This window comes from Nitrospirota bacterium, from assembly GCA_016207885.1.
Lineage (GTDB): Bacteria > Nitrospirota > Thermodesulfovibrionia > UBA6902 > UBA6902 > JACQZG01.
In genome coordinates this window covers 51,652-67,530 of the sequence record JACQZE010000004.1, presented here as the reverse complement: position 1 = coordinate 67,530, position 15,879 = coordinate 51,652, and the positions used below count along the sequence as shown (strand labels likewise).

19 protein-coding genes are annotated in these 15,879 nt (G+C 47.4%); 16 read left to right on the top strand and 3 right to left on the bottom strand.

The annotated features are described in order from the left end of the window. Window positions 1–54: 54 nt before the first annotated feature. Window positions 55–387, bottom strand: coding sequence for an iron-sulfur cluster assembly accessory protein (locus HY807_02995; GenBank protein ID MBI4825375.1), 333 nt, complete (start codon window positions 385–387; stop codon window positions 55–57). A 255-nt stretch (window positions 388–642) separates the two neighbouring features. Here HY807_02995 and ccsA point away from each other — a divergent pair, with 255 nt between their 5' ends. From ccsA to HY807_02975, 4 genes are all read left to right on the top strand, one after another. Continuing rightward, window positions 643–1,356, top strand: a complete 714-nt coding sequence (gene ccsA, locus HY807_02990) for a cytochrome c biogenesis protein CcsA (GenBank protein MBI4825374.1) — start codon at window positions 643–645, stop codon at window positions 1,354–1,356. 142 nt (window positions 1,357–1,498) lie between these two features. Next, a complete protein-coding gene (locus HY807_02985; GenBank protein ID MBI4825373.1) occupies window positions 1,499–2,209 on the top strand; it encodes a hypothetical protein in 711 nt (236 codons plus the stop codon). 8 nt (window positions 2,210–2,217) lie between these two features. Beyond that, on the top strand, window positions 2,218–2,904 hold the full coding sequence (locus HY807_02980; protein MBI4825372.1) for a glycosyltransferase family 2 protein: 687 nt from the start codon (window positions 2,218–2,220) through the stop codon (window positions 2,902–2,904). A 109-nt stretch (window positions 2,905–3,013) separates the two neighbouring features. After that, window positions 3,014–5,011, top strand: a complete 1,998-nt coding sequence (locus HY807_02975; GenBank protein ID MBI4825371.1) for an MEKHLA domain-containing protein — start codon at window positions 3,014–3,016, stop codon at window positions 5,009–5,011. Between the two features lie 16 nt (window positions 5,012–5,027). Here HY807_02975 and HY807_02970 read toward each other — a convergent pair whose 3' ends face one another. Beyond that, complete coding sequence (locus HY807_02970) at window positions 5,028–5,540, bottom strand: NUDIX domain-containing protein (protein MBI4825370.1); 513 nt, start codon at window positions 5,538–5,540, stop codon at window positions 5,028–5,030. A 177-nt stretch (window positions 5,541–5,717) separates the two neighbouring features. Between HY807_02970 and thiD the strand changes: the two genes are divergently transcribed. Continuing rightward, the gene (thiD, locus tag HY807_02965) at window positions 5,718–6,482 is read left to right on the top strand and encodes a bifunctional hydroxymethylpyrimidine kinase/phosphomethylpyrimidine kinase (GenBank protein ID MBI4825369.1); all 765 of its coding nucleotides are present in this window, start codon (window positions 5,718–5,720) and stop codon (window positions 6,480–6,482) included. On the opposite strand, the gene queF is transcribed toward thiD, so the two are convergent. Continuing rightward, window positions 6,483–6,851 carry an NADPH-dependent 7-cyano-7-deazaguanine reductase QueF gene (queF, locus tag HY807_02960; protein ID MBI4825368.1) on the bottom strand — a complete coding sequence of 123 codons (369 nt, stop codon included), beginning with the start codon at window positions 6,849–6,851 and terminating at the stop codon, window positions 6,483–6,485. Window positions 6,852–6,950: 99 nt separating this feature from the next. Here queF and def point away from each other — a divergent pair, with 99 nt between their 5' ends. The 11 genes from def to HY807_02905 form a co-directional block, all read left to right on the top strand. Beyond that, entirely contained in the window at window positions 6,951–7,469 is a 519-nt protein-coding gene (def, locus tag HY807_02955) for a peptide deformylase (protein MBI4825367.1), read from the top strand. A gap of 10 nt (window positions 7,470–7,479) precedes the next feature. Further along, complete coding sequence (locus HY807_02950; protein ID MBI4825366.1) at window positions 7,480–8,415, top strand: methionyl-tRNA formyltransferase; 936 nt, start codon at window positions 7,480–7,482, stop codon at window positions 8,413–8,415. Then, window positions 8,396–8,920, top strand: coding sequence for a DUF116 domain-containing protein (locus HY807_02945; GenBank protein MBI4825365.1), 525 nt, complete (start codon window positions 8,396–8,398; stop codon window positions 8,918–8,920). Before HY807_02950 ends, HY807_02945 begins: the two co-directional genes overlap by 20 nt. A gap of 86 nt (window positions 8,921–9,006) precedes the next feature. Beyond that, window positions 9,007–9,708 carry a PASTA domain-containing protein gene (locus tag HY807_02940; protein MBI4825364.1) on the top strand — a complete coding sequence of 234 codons (702 nt, stop codon included), beginning with the start codon at window positions 9,007–9,009 and terminating at the stop codon, window positions 9,706–9,708. A gap of 105 nt (window positions 9,709–9,813) precedes the next feature. After that, window positions 9,814–10,467, top strand: a complete 654-nt coding sequence (locus tag HY807_02935; protein ID MBI4825363.1) for a ribulose-phosphate 3-epimerase — start codon at window positions 9,814–9,816, stop codon at window positions 10,465–10,467. Window positions 10,468–10,470: 3 nt separating this feature from the next. Further along, window positions 10,471–11,712 (top strand): exodeoxyribonuclease VII large subunit, encoded by a 1,242-nt coding sequence (gene xseA, locus HY807_02930; protein MBI4825362.1) that lies wholly within the window; start codon window positions 10,471–10,473, stop codon window positions 11,710–11,712. Then, window positions 11,705–11,908, top strand: coding sequence for an exodeoxyribonuclease VII small subunit (gene xseB / locus HY807_02925; GenBank protein MBI4825361.1), 204 nt, complete (start codon window positions 11,705–11,707; stop codon window positions 11,906–11,908). Before xseA ends, xseB begins: the two co-directional genes overlap by 8 nt. Window positions 11,909–12,019: 111 nt before the next feature. Then, the gene (locus HY807_02920; protein MBI4825360.1) at window positions 12,020–13,057 is read left to right on the top strand and encodes a tetratricopeptide repeat protein; all 1,038 of its coding nucleotides are present in this window, start codon (window positions 12,020–12,022) and stop codon (window positions 13,055–13,057) included. Between the two features lie 84 nt (window positions 13,058–13,141). Continuing rightward, window positions 13,142–14,362, top strand: a complete 1,221-nt coding sequence (locus HY807_02915) for an ATP-binding protein (protein MBI4825359.1) — start codon at window positions 13,142–13,144, stop codon at window positions 14,360–14,362. A 151-nt stretch (window positions 14,363–14,513) separates the two neighbouring features. Further along, window positions 14,514–15,671, top strand: coding sequence for an ATP-binding protein (locus HY807_02910; protein MBI4825358.1), 1,158 nt, complete (start codon window positions 14,514–14,516; stop codon window positions 15,669–15,671). A gap of 125 nt (window positions 15,672–15,796) precedes the next feature. Continuing rightward, window positions 15,797–15,879 (top strand): IS200/IS605 family transposase (locus HY807_02905; GenBank protein ID MBI4825357.1); only part of this gene is annotated, 83 nt, incomplete at its 3' end.

Here is a 15,879-nt window from a genome sequence, read left to right as displayed (position 1 = left end):
GGACAAGCCGGAATGACTATTTTTAGTTGCATGTTATTTATTGATAAATGAGCGTTACCCGCAGCTGCTGCATCCTGAACCGGTGCCGCATGATGACGCAGAAGGCGGATTGCCGGTGAACATGAATCCCTGCCTCTCGCCGTCATCAACAAAGTCGAGCTCCATGCCCTTGAGCTTTTCTGAAGCTGATTGATCAACAAAGACCTTAAGCCCGCCTTTCTCTACTACAGCGTCTCCTGTTTCAGGGTTTTCTACGACGTCTATTCCGAAAGAAGGCCCGCAGCAGCTGCTTCCTGCCATATACAGCCTCAGCCCGAAATCGGGTTTGCCCTCTGCAGAAAGTATCTCTTTTGCTTTTTCAACCGCAATGTCTGAAATGGTCAACATATATTTTCTCCTTAAACTATTATTTTATGCGTCTGTATTTAAGATAAATGAATCAGCGCAATAAAATCAATTTGAGAGCTGTTATTACTGCTATTAGGGAGCCAAATGGGGTAGAATATGACACTTTCGGTTTTTATGCTGGAATCTGTTCCTTAAATTCCCCCTTAGAAAAGGGGGATACAGGGGGATGTTGAGATAAAAACACACCCCTTACCCCTCTTTTTAGAGGGGAATGATAAAGAGAATATATTTACTATGCATATGATTTTGATATTATCTTTCGGCGCGTATCTCTTCGCGCTATTTTTCAGGCCGTTTCTTTTCCTCGGGATACTGCTTCAGTCAGGATATATGTTATACAGGGCCTCTGAGCTTGAAAGGATCCCGCTTGTCGGCCCGCATGATACAATGGTTTTTTTAGCCGCGTCTATCGCGGCATTTGCGCTGCCCTTCTGCGGAAAGATAAAGAACAGCAGAAAATTCCATAATCTCATAGCCGGTTCAGCGGCATTGTTGACTGTGCTTGCGCTTATCTACGAGCCCCGCAACTTCCCTCTCCCTCCCGTGCTGAAGACCATCTGGTTTGAGACCCATGTTGTGCTTGCCTTCATGTCCTACGCCCTTTTCGGAGTCGCGTCCGCGCTTGGTTATGTTTATATCAGGGATAATGAAGCCGTGACAGAGGGGCTCCAGTACAGGGCGATACTTATCGCGTATTGCCTCTTCACATTGTCCATGATATTCGGCGGGATATGGGCTTATCTTGCGTGGGGGACTTACTGGCTCTGGACTCCAAAGGAGCTATGGACCAGCATCCTCTGGATATTCTACAGCTTTTATCTTCACGCGCGACTGAGGCAGTGGTGGATTGGAAAGCCCGCAGCCATCATAGGCATAGCGGGTTTTGGAGTCGTCATGTTCACATATCTCGGGGTAAGCCTTTTGATGAAGAGCTCGCACAGTTTTTAAAAAAAATAAGGTAAAAAGTTTAAAGACAAGGCACATAGTAAAATGAATTTGTCATTCCGGCTTGTCCGGAATCTTTTTCAATGACGATTCCGGACAAGCCGGAATGACAGTGTTTTACCTGACAAGACAAAAAATGGCTCTTTTGAAAAAAACATATGAAATACTCCTGTCTTTAAGAACAAGCCTCTGGCTTCTCTTTCTGATAACGCTCTTTTTCATAGCAGGCGCGGTCATCATGCCTTCTTATCCTGAGCTCTCTTCAATTGACATCCCGCTCTTTAAATGGCTTGTGCAGCAGCCTTCAGGGGCAGTGTGGTGGTTATGGGGGGCTGTCGGGCTGCTTGCGATCCTTTCAGTCAATACGCTTTTTTGCAGCATAGAATCGATCATCAAAAAGAGAAAGGTGACGCAGTGGCTGCTTCTTGTTTCACCGCAGATAATTCATACAGGATTTATCTTTATCCTTCTCGCTCATCTTCTGGGCGCTGTCGGCAGCTATCATTATAATGCCGCTGTGGCAGAGGGTTATCAGGTAAAGATATCAGAGGGTGAACTTCTCAGGATAAAAAATATTGACATACAGCTTGACCCTCAGGGATATGTAAATGACTGGAGCCTTGACCTGGAGTATTTATCCGGCGGCAGGGTCATTGATGAAGACAGGATAGCTCCGAATAAACCGTCGCTCCATAACAGCCTGAATATTATTGCAAAGGATGTTCAGCCTTATCCTAAAGCAGCGCTTCTGCAGATAAGCAAAGACCCGGGCGCTGTATGGGCGCTTGCAGGCGGGCTGCTCTTTATAACAGGGATCCTTATTTTGATAGCACTCAGGATAAAGATGGAGAAGTGAAATAAACAATGAAGACCGCTGTCATAATTCCGGCGCTGAATGAAGAAGAGACCCTTCCGAAAGTCCTTGCGGACATACCTCGTGACATAGTGAACGAGGTAATCGTTGTTGATAACGGGAGCTCTGACAGGACCGCTGCCATAGCAAAAGATTGGGGCGCTACAGTGCTCTTTGAGTCAAGAAGAGGCTATGGCTACCCATGCCTCAGGGCGATCGGATACCTGAAGACAGCGCCGCCTGATGTTGTTGTATTTGTTGACGGCAACTACAGCGACCATCCTTCAGAGATACCAAAACTTGTCAGGCCGATCCAGAAAGACGGATATGATCTGGTGCTCGGGTCAAGGGTTCTCGGCGAATGCGAAAAGGGCGCGCTCCGGCCGCCTGTGCTCTTCGGCAACTGGCTTGCGACAACATTGATGAGGCTCTTTTACGGTTTCAGATACACTGACCTCGGCCCGTTCAGAGCCATAAAGTTCGATAAACTCCTTACCCTTGACGTCAGGGACAATCTCGGATGGACACTCGAGATGCAGATAAAGGCTGTCAAGAAAAGATACAGGATACTTGAGGTTCCTGTAAGTTACCGTAAAGGCGAGGGAAAATCAAAATTAACAGGAAATATAAAGGGAATATTCAAGGTCGGCTTCAAGATCTTGTGGAATATCTTTAAATATCTTTTTACTGATCGATAACACACGGCTTTTGTGTGCAAAAAAACACTTGAATGTTTTCTGCTTTTAATGTTTAAATTACTGTCCGGATGTTTTTTATCCTGTTTATTTATTTCAGTAACTTAATAAGATGAAAGAAAAAAAGCAGACCGATCAATCCGATATCATGTCCCTTTCCGCCCTCCAGATCATTGATGCAATGGGTGACGGCATCAGCGTTCAGGATACTGATTTCAAGGTGCTGTACCAGAATCAGGCTCATAAGAATATGGTCGGGGGCGATTGCACAGGAGAATTTTGTTACAGGGTTTATGCGCACTCTGACAGCGTCTGCAAAGGTTGTCCGGTAGAGGCTTCTTTCAAGGATGGCAATGTCCACACACTTATCAAAAAAGTCCCGGGAGACAGGAGTGTCACAGATGTTGAGATCAAGGCATCACTGCTGAGAGATTCGTCCGGCAGCATAATAGCGGGCATTGAGATCGTCAGGGACATCACTGACCATGTTCGCGCTGATGATAAGCTTGCGGAGAGCGAGGCGCGATACAGGGAGCTCTTTGATAATGCCCATGATATGATCCAGAGCGTCGGCCCTGACGGGAAGTTCATATATGTTAATAACGCCTGGCTCAAGACGATGGGCTATACGATGGAGGAACTTCAGGGTATCACCATGTTCGACCTCATAGACCCGGCCTGCATGGGCCACTGCATGGATCTCTTCAGGAAGGTGATGTCAGGCGAGCCGCAGAAGAATATTGAAGCTGTTTTTATTGCCAAAGACGGGCATAAGATAGAGGTTGAAGGCAATGTGGGCTGCCGCATCATTGACGGGAAACCGAATGCTACCCATGGGATATTCAGGGATATCACAGAACGGAAAAAGTCGGAATATGCACTGATATTCAACGAGGAGCGGTACCGCTCGCTTGTGGAATCGACAGAGGATTCCATTTATCTTCTTGACAGAGACTATAAATATCTCTTTATGAACAAGCACCATTTATCCAGGCTGGGGCTGTCAGAGGATGGATATGCGGGCAAAGGCTATGGGGATCTTCATTCGGCAGAAGATACGGAATCTTTTACCAGGCTGATAGACAGGGTATGCGAGACCGGTGAGTCTTCCCAGCAGGAGTATAAGTATAAAGGTATCAAAGGCGATAAACACTTTATCAGAACCCTTAGCCCTGTAAAAGACAAGGACGGCAAAGTTACCGCAGTTACTGTCCTGTCAAAGGACATAACTGCCCGCAAGCGGTTCGAGTTCGAGCTTCAGATGAATGAAGAGAGGTACCGGTCGCTTGTTGAATCCACGGAGGATTCGATATATCTTGTTGACAAGAATTACAAATACCTTTTTATGAACAAGAAGCATATATCGAGAATGGGGCTTCTGGATTATGATTTCAAAGATCATTCTTATCTTGAACTTCACTCTCCCAAAGAGACAAAGGAGTTCATAAAGCTGATTGATGAGGTATTTGATACAGGCCTCTCTATCCAGATGGATCACAAAAGTGCGAGAGATGATATGTATTTCCTCAGGACACTTAGCCCGGTAAAAGACAAGGACGGCAAGGTCATCGCCGTCACGGTGATCTCCAAAAATATTTCTGACAGGAAGAGGATGGAGGAAGAGCTCCGCACTCTCTCCATTACAGATGAACTTACAGGCCTTTATAACAGGAGAGGATTTCTCATGCTTGCCGGCCAGCAGCTTAAGCTGGCGAACCGCCTGAAGAGAGGGGTGCTCATCTTTTACGCGGACCTTGACGACCTGAAGATCATAAATGACAGGTACGGGCATCAGGAAGGCGACGGCGCCATTTTTGAGACTGCCAATATTCTAAAGGATGTATTCAGGGAGTCTGATATCATCGCCCGTATCGGCGGCGATGAGTTTGTAGTATTTCCCGTTCACACCACCGGCTACAGCACGGAAACACTCAGCGCCAGGTTCAGGGAACATCTCAGAGTTTATAATATGAAAAGAGCTGCCCCGTATGATCTCTCGATCAGCATAGGGATCGCGTATTATGAAAAGTGCAGCCATTCCATTGAGGAACTGCTCGTCCAGGCTGACAAGCTGATGTATGAACAGAAGAAGGAGAAGCAGAAGAAATAATCCTCGCGGCTGCAAATCAGATTTTCAGATAAAGTTTATTCTTTAAGTACATCCTTATCTCATGCTCAAAATTATCGCTGAAGATCCCCTTGCCGATACTGCTTCTGATATCGTCAAGGCTCCATGAACGCACCTCATCTATCTCGTCATGTTGAAACTTTATCTTACCGTCATAGATACATGAAAATGTATATACAAGCTCTGTCTCGTAAGGATTTGAGTGGATGTATGTATAAAGGAATTCCGGGCTGCATGAGGTTATGCCTAACTCTTCTTCCATCTCACGGCTGAGCGCTTCATCTATGGACTCTCCGGCATTGACATGTCCGCCGACAGAGGTGTCCCATCTCCCCGGGGCAACGTCTTTATTCATCGACCGTTTCTGCAGAATGAGCCGGTTATCCTTATCAAAGACAAGCGCGTGAACAACTTTGTGCATCAGCGAAGGGTTGCCGTGTATCCTGGTTCTCGCAAGTGTCTTTATCGTCCTTCCATCCTCATCTACAACATCTAAAAGCTCTTCGCTCATATTATTGGCTCTCTCTATTAAATTCGTCATTTCGGCGGTTCTGTCCAGCCTACTTTTGGCTTGTCCGGAATCTCTCTTTCTTGATGTTTATTAGTTGGAAGCAGATTCCGGACAAGCCGGAATGACACTTCTTGAAAACTGATTGAATTATTATAAACAAGGTGCTATAGTCTTTGCATGAAAACCGCCCTTACAATAGCTGGCTCTGACCCTACAGGCGGCGCGGGACTACAGGCTGACCTGAAGGTATTTATGTCTCTCGGCGTTTACGGCCTTAGTATTCCGTCAGTGCTTACGGCGCAGAACACAAGAGGGGTGCATGATGTGCATGAGGTGCCTGCTGATTTTTTCTCAAAACAGATGGGCCATCTTCTCGATGATATCCGTCCGGATGCCCTTAAGACAGGCATGATATATTCTCCTGAGATCGTCCGGTTGATAGCCCAAAATATCAAAGAACACTCTTTGCATAACCTTGTCATCGATCCTGTGACCGTCTCTTCGACCGGTGTTCCTCTTATTAAAGAAGGCACGCTTGAAGCGATCAAAGAGATTTTGTTTCCTCTTGCAAAGGTGGTGACGCCTAATTTATACGAGGTCTCTCTTCTAACCGGCATGGAGGTCATTGAAGAGGATGAAATGAAGGATGCAGCTGTCAAACTCATGCAGTTCGGCCCTGAGAACGTGATAATCACAGGCGGGCATCTTCAGGGAAGGGCTATGGACCTGCTCTTTGACGGGGATGATTTTTTCATGCTTGAAGGCGGCAGGGTTGAAGGAGATTTTCACGGCACCGGATGCGTCTTTTCATCTGTCATAACGGCAAGCCTTGCGCTCGGATACAATGTAAAGGAGTCCATGGCCAAGGCAAAGGCGTTTACACTGAAGGCTATTGAGAGCGCTGAGACATTCGGCGGCGGGCTGAGGATTCTGGGGATATAATTATTTCTTTTCGCTTGCTACCCTTATCACTGTCTTAACATTTCCTCTCGGATTAAAGTCCCCGACCACTTCAAGCTGCCTTGGTTTCAGGAGTTTCTTCAGGTCATCGAATATCTTATTTGTAACAGATTCGTGTGATATCCCCTCATTCCTGAACCTGTTGAGATACAGCTTGAATGATTTCAGCTCAACTATATATTTATCCGGAACATAGTTAACTCTTATGGCCGCGAAATCAGGATAGCCTGAGCGCGGGCAGAGGCAGGTGAATTCGCACGAACTTATTTCAATCGTGTAATCCTTTTCAGGATTGGGATTGGGCCATCTTTGAAACCTTGCCTTTGCTATATTCTTTTCACCGTATTTCATACGAAAATATTATACCTGATTGCGGCTTTCCAATTCCTTGCTTTGCTTTAAATCATGTCTAACTTGTTATTTAAACAATAAATCATTTAAATTAGGATTATGGCTGTGCTCCCTATAATAAAATACCCTGATAAGGTATTGATGAAGAAGACATCTCCTGTCAGGAAGTTTGACGATGAGCTGCAGGATCTTATCAATAATATGATAGAGACGATGTATGCCGCTCCCGGAGTCGGGCTCGCGGCCAATCAGGTCGGGGTCTCCAAACAGGTTCTGGTAATTGACGCAAGCACGGAGGATGAAGATATCCCGCTTATCACGCTCATTAATCCTGTGCTGGTCTTTTCCGAGGGAGAGATCGAGATGGAGGAGGGGTGCCTAAGCCTGCCGGGATTTTATACGGTTGTGCGCAGGTCTGAAAGGGTGGTTGTGAAGGCGCTGGACAGGGAGAGCAATGAGATAGAGGTTGAGGGCACAGGGCTTTTATCCAGGGCGCTTCAGCATGAGATCGACCATCTGAACGGCGCCTTGCTCATAGACAGGATAGGCCGCATCAGGAAGGATTTTTTCAAAAAACGCTTTCTTAAAGAGAGAAAGAAAGAGAAGGCAGGCCTTTAAAGGTGATCTCTTGAATATCGTTTTTTTCGGCACACCTGAATTCGCAGTCCCGTCACTTAAGGCACTTCTGGATAATAAACATCAGGTGCTCGCCGTAGTAACCCAGCCTGACAGGCCCTGCGGACGCGGAAGGCATATCGCACATTCTCCCGTGAAGGCTGCGGCTCATGAAGCAGGGCTTATAATTATCCAGCCGGAGAAGGTTCGTGATCCGGGTTTTGTTGAAGAACTGAGTAAGGTCGGATCTGATGTGATAGTTACCGCGGCGTACGGCCAGATACTGCCTCCTGCAATACTGCACCTGCCTGAGAAAGGATGCATCAATGTTCACGCGTCTTTGCTTCCGAAATACCGCGGCGCGTCACCGATCAACCGGGCTGTCATCAATGGCGACAAAGAGACAGGCGTAACAACCATGATGATGGATGAAGGGATGGATACGGGTGATATGCTGCTTCAGAAAAGGACTCTGATATTTTCGCATGACACAGCAGGAAGCCTGTCTGAGAGGCTCTCTATTGTCGGCGCTGAACTCCTTATCCTCACCCTGAAAAAATTGGAGGAAGGCAGCATCGCGCCGCAGCCTCAGACAGGGGAAGCCTCTTTCGCGCCGCTTCTTAAAAAGAGCGACGGCATCATTCAATGGGAAAGGCCGGCAGCGGAGCTGTACAATTTTATAAGGGGCATGAACCCGTGGCCATGCGCTTACACTTTTCTTGAAGATGATATGATAAAGATATTAGGATCAGAAAGAATCGACGGCGAAGGAGAGGCAGGGGTGATATTCAGGGTCAGCAAGAAAGAGATGCTTGTAGGAACGGGAAAAGGGCTGCTCTCCATAATCGAGGTTCAGGCTCCGGGCAAACGTCCGATGGATATAATGGCTTTTTTGCAGGGCCGGCGCATTCAGGAAGGGGTGAGGTTTCATGACAAACCGGCTGCTTAGATGGCTCTTCTTTAAGGCAGGGTTTCCCGTGATAGTTATATGGGGATGGCTCTTCAGGATAGACAGCAGAAGGGTGCAGGGGATATTGATAAGGATAAATAATAGTCTTGTCAGGAAGTGCTGGAAAGGGCCTGTCAAAACGCTCCTTCTTCTGCTCCCCCACTGCCTGCAGAGAAGCGAATGCAGCATAAGGATCACATTTGACGTCAACAACTGCGAACGGTGCGGCAAATGCCCGGTGTCAGAGCTTATCGATGTCGCTGACAAGCATGGCCTGAAGCTCTCGGTCGCAACCGGCGGCGGCATCGCAAGGAGAACGGTTGACAATGTCAAACCCGATGCCGTGGTGGCTGTTGCCTGCGAACGCGACCTCATAAGCGGGATACGGGACATCCACCCTCTGCCCACACTCGGTGTGCTTAACGAGAGGCCTTTCGGCCCGTGTTTTAATACCCGGGTTGATATAGAACTTGTCAGGAAGGCTATAGCTTTTTTCGCCGGGTAATCAATGCTTGAAAAGCTCCCGCAGCTTCAGCTTCTTCCCCGTTTGGTTTGCCTTGCAATGTTTAGGTAATTATTTTAATCTTATCTATGTTTAAAAATTTCATCAGGCTTCTTTCATATTTCACCGGTTTTATCCTCCTTGCGGCAGCGGCCTTCTTTCTGGTATATAAGCTTCTGAATTTCAACAAGGTCATTCTCCCGTCTCTCACAGGCAGGAGCATTTCCGAGGCGCGGGAACTTCTTGAGCCGGGAGGATTGTCGCTCATGATCGAGGGCGAGGAATATGATGCCGACATCCCGAAAGGTCATATTATCCGGCAGGACATTCCTGCCGGAGAAAAGGTCAAGGCGGGAAGCGAGATAAAGGCCATCACAAGCAAAGGGGTTGAAATGTATTCCATGCCCTCTTTTGAAGGGCAGGTTTTTGAAGACGCGAAGCTGACGCTTCTAAATCTCGGGATGAATGCCGGCAAGGTTACAAAGGTGCATTCTGACTCTGTGGAAAAGGGCATGATAATCGCGCAGAGGCCTTTGCCCGGCAATGTGCAGAGCAGCAAGGTGAACTTTCTTGTGAGCCTCGGGCCGTACGAGGTTTCCTACTTATGCCCTTCATTTATCAAGATGACCCTTTATGATGCCGGAAAACTGGCTGATATGTTAGGCATAGATCTTGTCGAACAGGAAGAGGGCAGTATCATAATATTCCAGAAACCTGAGGCAGGAGCCGCTATCAGGAGGGGCGATTCAATTGAGGTTACGCTTGGACGGCGCGAGGGTGTTTGGTTTTAAAAATAATATGGTGACATATATACTGTCATTCCGGCTTGTCCGGAATCCTTATAAAGAAAGATTCCGGACAAGCCGGAATGACGAAAAATCGGAAGGAGAAAAAACATGATAAAGATAGCGCCGTCAATATTGTCCGCTGATTTTGCAAGGCTTGGAGATGAGATAAAGGCTGCTGAGAAAGCAGGGGCTGACCTCATTCACATTGATGTAATGGACGGGCATTTTGTCCCTAATATCACCATAGGCCCGCTTGTTGTAAAAGCTGCCAGGAAGAGCACATCCCTGCCGCTTGATGTGCATCTCATGATAGAAGACCCTGATAAATATATTGATGACTTTGCTGACAGCGGGGCGGATATCATAACCGTGCATGCGGAGTCATGCGTGCACCTGCACAGGACGATACAGAAGATAAAGGAGCGCAAGGTGAAGGCAGCCGTCTCTTTTAACCCATCGACCTCTCTGCACGAACTGGAGTTCATACTGCCTTACCTTGACATGGTGCTTCTCATGTCTGTCAACCCCGGGTTCGGCGGGCAGAAGTTCATACCCGAGTCCTTGCAGAAGATAGAGATGCTGAAGAACATACTGCTTGACAGGGATTCAAAGGCTGAGATAGAGGTGGACGGCGGTGTCACTGTTGATAATGTGGCTGAAGTGCACAAGGCAGGCGCGGATATAGTCGTCATGGGAAGCGCGTTCTACAATTCAAAGGACTACGCTGAGACAGTCAGGCTTGTCAGGGAAAGGTGCAAGTGAGCTGTGGAGATACTTTCTCTATACGAACTGAATCAGCTCATCAGGTCTGTTCTTGAAGGTTCATTTCCTGAGACGTTCCTTGTCACTGCCGAGATAGCCTCATGCGATGTAAAGAACCACTGCTACCTCTCTCTTGTGGATAAAGAGAATGATGTAATCCGCGCTGAGATCAAGGCTGTCATCTGGGCTGATAAATACAAGAAGCTCTCCGCGGCATTCACGCAGGCCACAGGCGCAGGGCTTACCAAGGGGATCAAGATACTCTTTGAAGCCTCGATAGGTTTTCATGAAAGATACGGGCTCAAGCTCAATATAGTAAACATAGACCCCTCCTACACCATCGGCGAGATGGCTGTAAAGAGGAAAGAGATATTGGAGAGGCTTGTCAAAGAGGGGATAAAAGACAGGAACAAAGAGCTTGAATTCCCGCTTGTCCCGCAGAAGATAGGCATCGTCTCTTCATCAACAGCAGCGGGTTATGAAGACCTGATGACGCACCTGGCCAACAACTCTTATGGATATAAATTCACATGCAGATTATACGAAGCGCTGATGCAGGGCGACAGGGCTGAAGAGTCGGTTGTGGCCGCGCTTCAGAAGTGCATCTCAGACGCTTCACATCTGGATGTTGTCGTCATAGTGAGAGGCGGCGGCGGACAGGCTGACCTCCAGTGTTTTGACAGTTACGAGATCGCAAAATCTATCGCATTTCTTCCTGTTCCGGTTATCTCAGGCATAGGCCATGAGCGTGACATCACCGTAGTTGACGAGGTCTCAAACATGCGCGCCAAGACGCCGACCGCCGTAGCAGACTTGATAATCACAAGGGTGAAAGATTTTGAGGACAGGCTTGATTCATTGACGCATAATCTTGTTCACGGCGCTCAGCGGCTTACATCAGATGAGAGAGAGAGGATATCTACTCTCTCAAAAAACCTTGAGGCAGCCGTCAGGAAAGAGCAGCTTGATAACGCGTTTAAACTTGATCTTTTTGTGAAAGGTTTAAAATATTCACTCAAGTTGATACAGTCTGAAAAGGAAAGGCTCCGCTCCAGAGAGGACAATGTGGGCCATCTCAATCCGGCTAATGTGCTTAAACGGGGATACAGTATTACATACCACAACGGCAAAGCGATAAGCTCAGCATCTGACGCAGAGGCAGGAGACGTATTGCGGACAGTTCTGCATAAGGGCGAATTGACAAGCATAGTTGAAAAGCAAAGCAGGAGGAAGGCTCATGGATGATATGCCAAGTTATAAGGAAGCAATTGAAGAGATTGACGCAATTGTAAGAGAGATTGAGAACGAGAGCATAGACATAGACGCACTTGCGGAAAAGGTCAAGCGTGCCGCCTATCTTATCAAATACTGCAAGACGAAATTAAAGAATACCGATAATGAGGTCAAGAATGTTTTGAAAGAGTTTGGAAAAGAGAGCTGAGGACTGTCGTGCTGGCTTGTCCAGCATCTTTTTTAAAAGCAGATTCCGGACAAGCCAACAGTAGGCTGGACGGAGCCGCCGGAATGACAAAATAAGAGAAGGAGAAATCAAATGAATGATTCAGCAATGAAATATTTTGAAGCAGCAGAGAAGCAGAGAAGGTCAGCTCAATACGCTAAGGCGGTTGCTTCCTACATAACCGCCCTTGATATTTTTAAAGAGGCATCAGACCCCGCAGGCATACTCAACTGCACTATCGCGATCGCCGATACGCTGAGGGCGAAAGGCGATTTCACTCTTGCAAAGGTTTTTTATGAAGAAGGGCTGGGCATAGCAGAGGCGCTTGATGACAGGGCATCTGAGGCGGACGCGATGACGGGACTCGGGCTCTCCATAAGGGCGTTAGGCGATTGGAAAGAGGCGATGCGTCTTATAGAGAAGGCAAACAGGATGTACGGCACTTTGGGTGACAGGTATGGAGAGGCATTTTCCATATGGGCAAAGGCAGGGACATACAGGATTAAAGGTGATGTCAAAAAGGCTGTTGAGACATTTCATGAAGCGCTTGGCCGTTTTAGAAAGCTCAAAGACAAGTCAGGCGTAGCGTATTCATACTGCGGGCTTGGCGGCTCTTCAAGGGTCTCTAACAATTTCAGCGACTCCGGGAAGTATTACACGCTCGCGAACAAGAACTTCACCGAGATGAACGACCGCTTCGGCATGGCGTATTCCTACTGCGGGCTTGGGAATGTCCAGAGGATGCACGGCAATTACAAAGAGGCTCTCGCGTATTTTAAAAAGGCAGGCGTCTTATACAATAAGATAGGCGACAGGGTCAGCTACGCTTACACACTCTGGAGCGTGGGCGTGTCCAATATCATGTTAGGTGATTTTGAAAAAGCAAAGAAGAGCTTTGATGAATCCGACACCTTTTTCATAGAGACAAAAGACCCCAGAGGCAGGATCTACTGCATGCTCGGATTTTCTGAACTTGATTATCTGTCAGGCAGGAAGAAGAAGGCTGAGGCAACAGCCTCAAAGGCGATAAAACTCGCTGAGAAATATCAGTTCAAATTAGAGACCGGATATGCGAAAAGACTTTCCAAAGCGATAACATCCGGTAATGTTTTTCCGTTGAATCTGCCATAACCTATTTAATTAATACCATTGAGGCAGTCTGAACTAAAGCAATATGCACTTTACTTTAAGTTGAACTTAAAGTAAAGTAACAACATGAGATCTACGATATATAAAAGAGAGGTAATTGATGAGATAGGGAAGTACCTCCGGACTGGAGACATCATTGTTTTGCATGGAGCCAGACAGGTAGGCAAGACTTCCATTCTTCGGTATATTGAGGCGGAGCTTAAGGCGAAAGGAGAAACGGTTTATTTCATTGACCTTGAGGATTCACGGTATGTGAAGATCCTGGACGCCGGGGTTGTGGAGTTTCTGAAGCACCTTGAGGAGGAAGGTATTAAGGCTGCCCGCCCAAAAAAAAAGGTCTTTGTCTTTATCGACGAGATACAGTATCTGGCAAACCCGTCATCGTTTCTTAAGCTCATTGCCGACCATCACAAAGGCATTAAACTTATCGTCTCGGGCTCATCAAGCTTTGCGATCAAGTCCAAATTCAAAGACTCTCTTGTAGTCAGGACGGTTGATTTCGATATCTTCAACCTCTCATTCAGGGAGTTTCTGACCTTCAGGGGTTATGCCTTTAAAGAGAGCAAGACATATACAGCAGGGAAGGTGGATGAGTTGAGAGGCCTTTTCAAACAATACGTACTCTATGGAGGTTATCCGAAGATCGTCCTGACGCCCGAAGCCGGGATGAAGGAGAAGTACCTTCAGCAGATCATCGACACCTATGTAAAAAAAGATATCAGAGACCTTGCGAGCATCAAGGACATTGAGAAGTTCAATAAACTCCTTGAGGCGCTCGCAGGCCAGAGCGGGCAGGTTCTGAACATTGCCGAACTGTCGAATACAACCCGTATCGCCAAGCAGACGATAGAGAAGTATCTTTTCATTATGGAGAACACCTACATCCTGAAACTGCTCAGGCCTTACAGCGGCAACATACGTTCTGAGCTGTTCAAGCTGCCCAAGATATTTTTTTATGACACCGGCATCATGCAGATGCTCTGGTTGAAAGGATTGCAGAAGGAGCTTATCGGCAGTGTTTTTGAAACCGGTATCTTTGCCGAACTTGTGAAAAAATATGATAAGGATTCGGTCTATTACTGGAGGACTAAAGACGGGAAGGAGATAGACTTCATTCTCAGGATAAAAAAGAGTCTCCTGCCGGTTGAGGTAAAACTGAACTTTGAGCAGTTCAGGCCGACTGCGGTCAATTATTTCAATGAGAAATACAGTCTTAAGAAGTACAAGGTTGCCGGCCTTGATGGAAAGCGGAAGAACGAATTTCAGGTATATCCGTGGGAGTTGTAGGTGATGCCTAACCTTGCGAAAAGACTTTCCAAGGCGATAGCGTCCGGTAATGTTTTTCCATTGAATCTGCCGTAGCCCTTGGCCTGCCTGTTAAGGAGACAATATTGAAAATCGAAAGTCATATGTTCGATTTTCATGGTATAATACCAGCATGATTGATCGGGAAGATTTAGTTCGTCATGTGCGCTCGGCTCTGCGGCGGAGCCGGGCAGTAATGCTCATCGGCCCGAGACAATGCGGCAAAACCACGCTGGCGCGGCAGCTTCTTGCTGTCGATTCTCCGAATTATTTTGACCTCGAAGACCCATCCAGTCTTTCACGGCTGGACGAGCCGATGACTTCTTTGCGAGGGCTCAAGGGGCTTGTGGTCATAGATGAAGTCCAGAGAAAGCCGGATCTGTTCCCGGTGCTGCGTGTCCTGTCTGACCGGATGCCTTTGCAGGCCCGCTTTCTCATCCTCGGCAGCGCATCTCCAGAACTTCTCCGCCAGTCCTCGGAATCTCTGACAGGGCGAATAGAAGCTGTACCTATGAGCGGCTTCAGCATGTCAGAAGTTGGCGGCGTGGTACAGGCGCGTCATTGGATGCGGGGCGGTTTTCCGCCTTCCTTTCTTGCCCGGACAGAAGGGGACAGCCTGGCGTGGCGGAAGAGCTTTGTTCAGACCTTTCTGGAACGAGACCTGCCACAGTGGGGCATAGGAGTTCCAGCTCCGGCTTTATTGCGTTTTTGGACAATGCTGGCGCATTATCACGGCCAGATATGGAACGCGGCAGAGCCTGCACGCTCACTCGGCGTTAGTGAGCCGACCGTCAGGAGATATCTTGATATCTTATCCAGCGTCTTTATGATCCGACAGCTTTTGCCTTGGCATGCCAACCTGAAGAAACGACAGGTCAAATCACCCAAGATATATTTCCGCGATACAGGCATACTGCATCATCTGCTGGGTATCCGGTCTGAGAAGGAATTGCTCAATCACCCGAAATGCGGTGCATCATGGGAAGGATATGTGATTGAAGAAATCATTAAGGCAACAGGGCCCGATGAAGTCTATTACTGGGCGACACACAGCGGCGCTGAGATCGATCTGGTGCTGGTGAAAGACGGGCGCATGTTCGGCGTCGAGTGCAAGCGCATGGATGCTCCGCGCATAACACCGTCTGTACGTACTGCGCTGAATGATTTAAAGCTCGAACGTATAGCTGTGGTCTATCCAGGGAATAAGCGGTATTTGCTGGACGACAGAATCGAAGCCGTGCCTCTGGATTTTGTGACTGAAGGGATGAAGGGCTTATTTCCGAAAAAGTAAGACAGCGCTAACAGCTTCCAATGCGATAGCGTCCGGTAATGTTTTTCCATTGAATCTGCCATAGCGCGTTTAATCTCTTAGGGTCTAATTCCCCGCAGCTCTGCTGCGATCTGATATGATGAGGAATGAGTCAGTACATACATAAAAGCCACAATGTTTCTGTATTGATGTATCACTTGGTGTGTCCAGCGAAATATCGGAGAGTTGT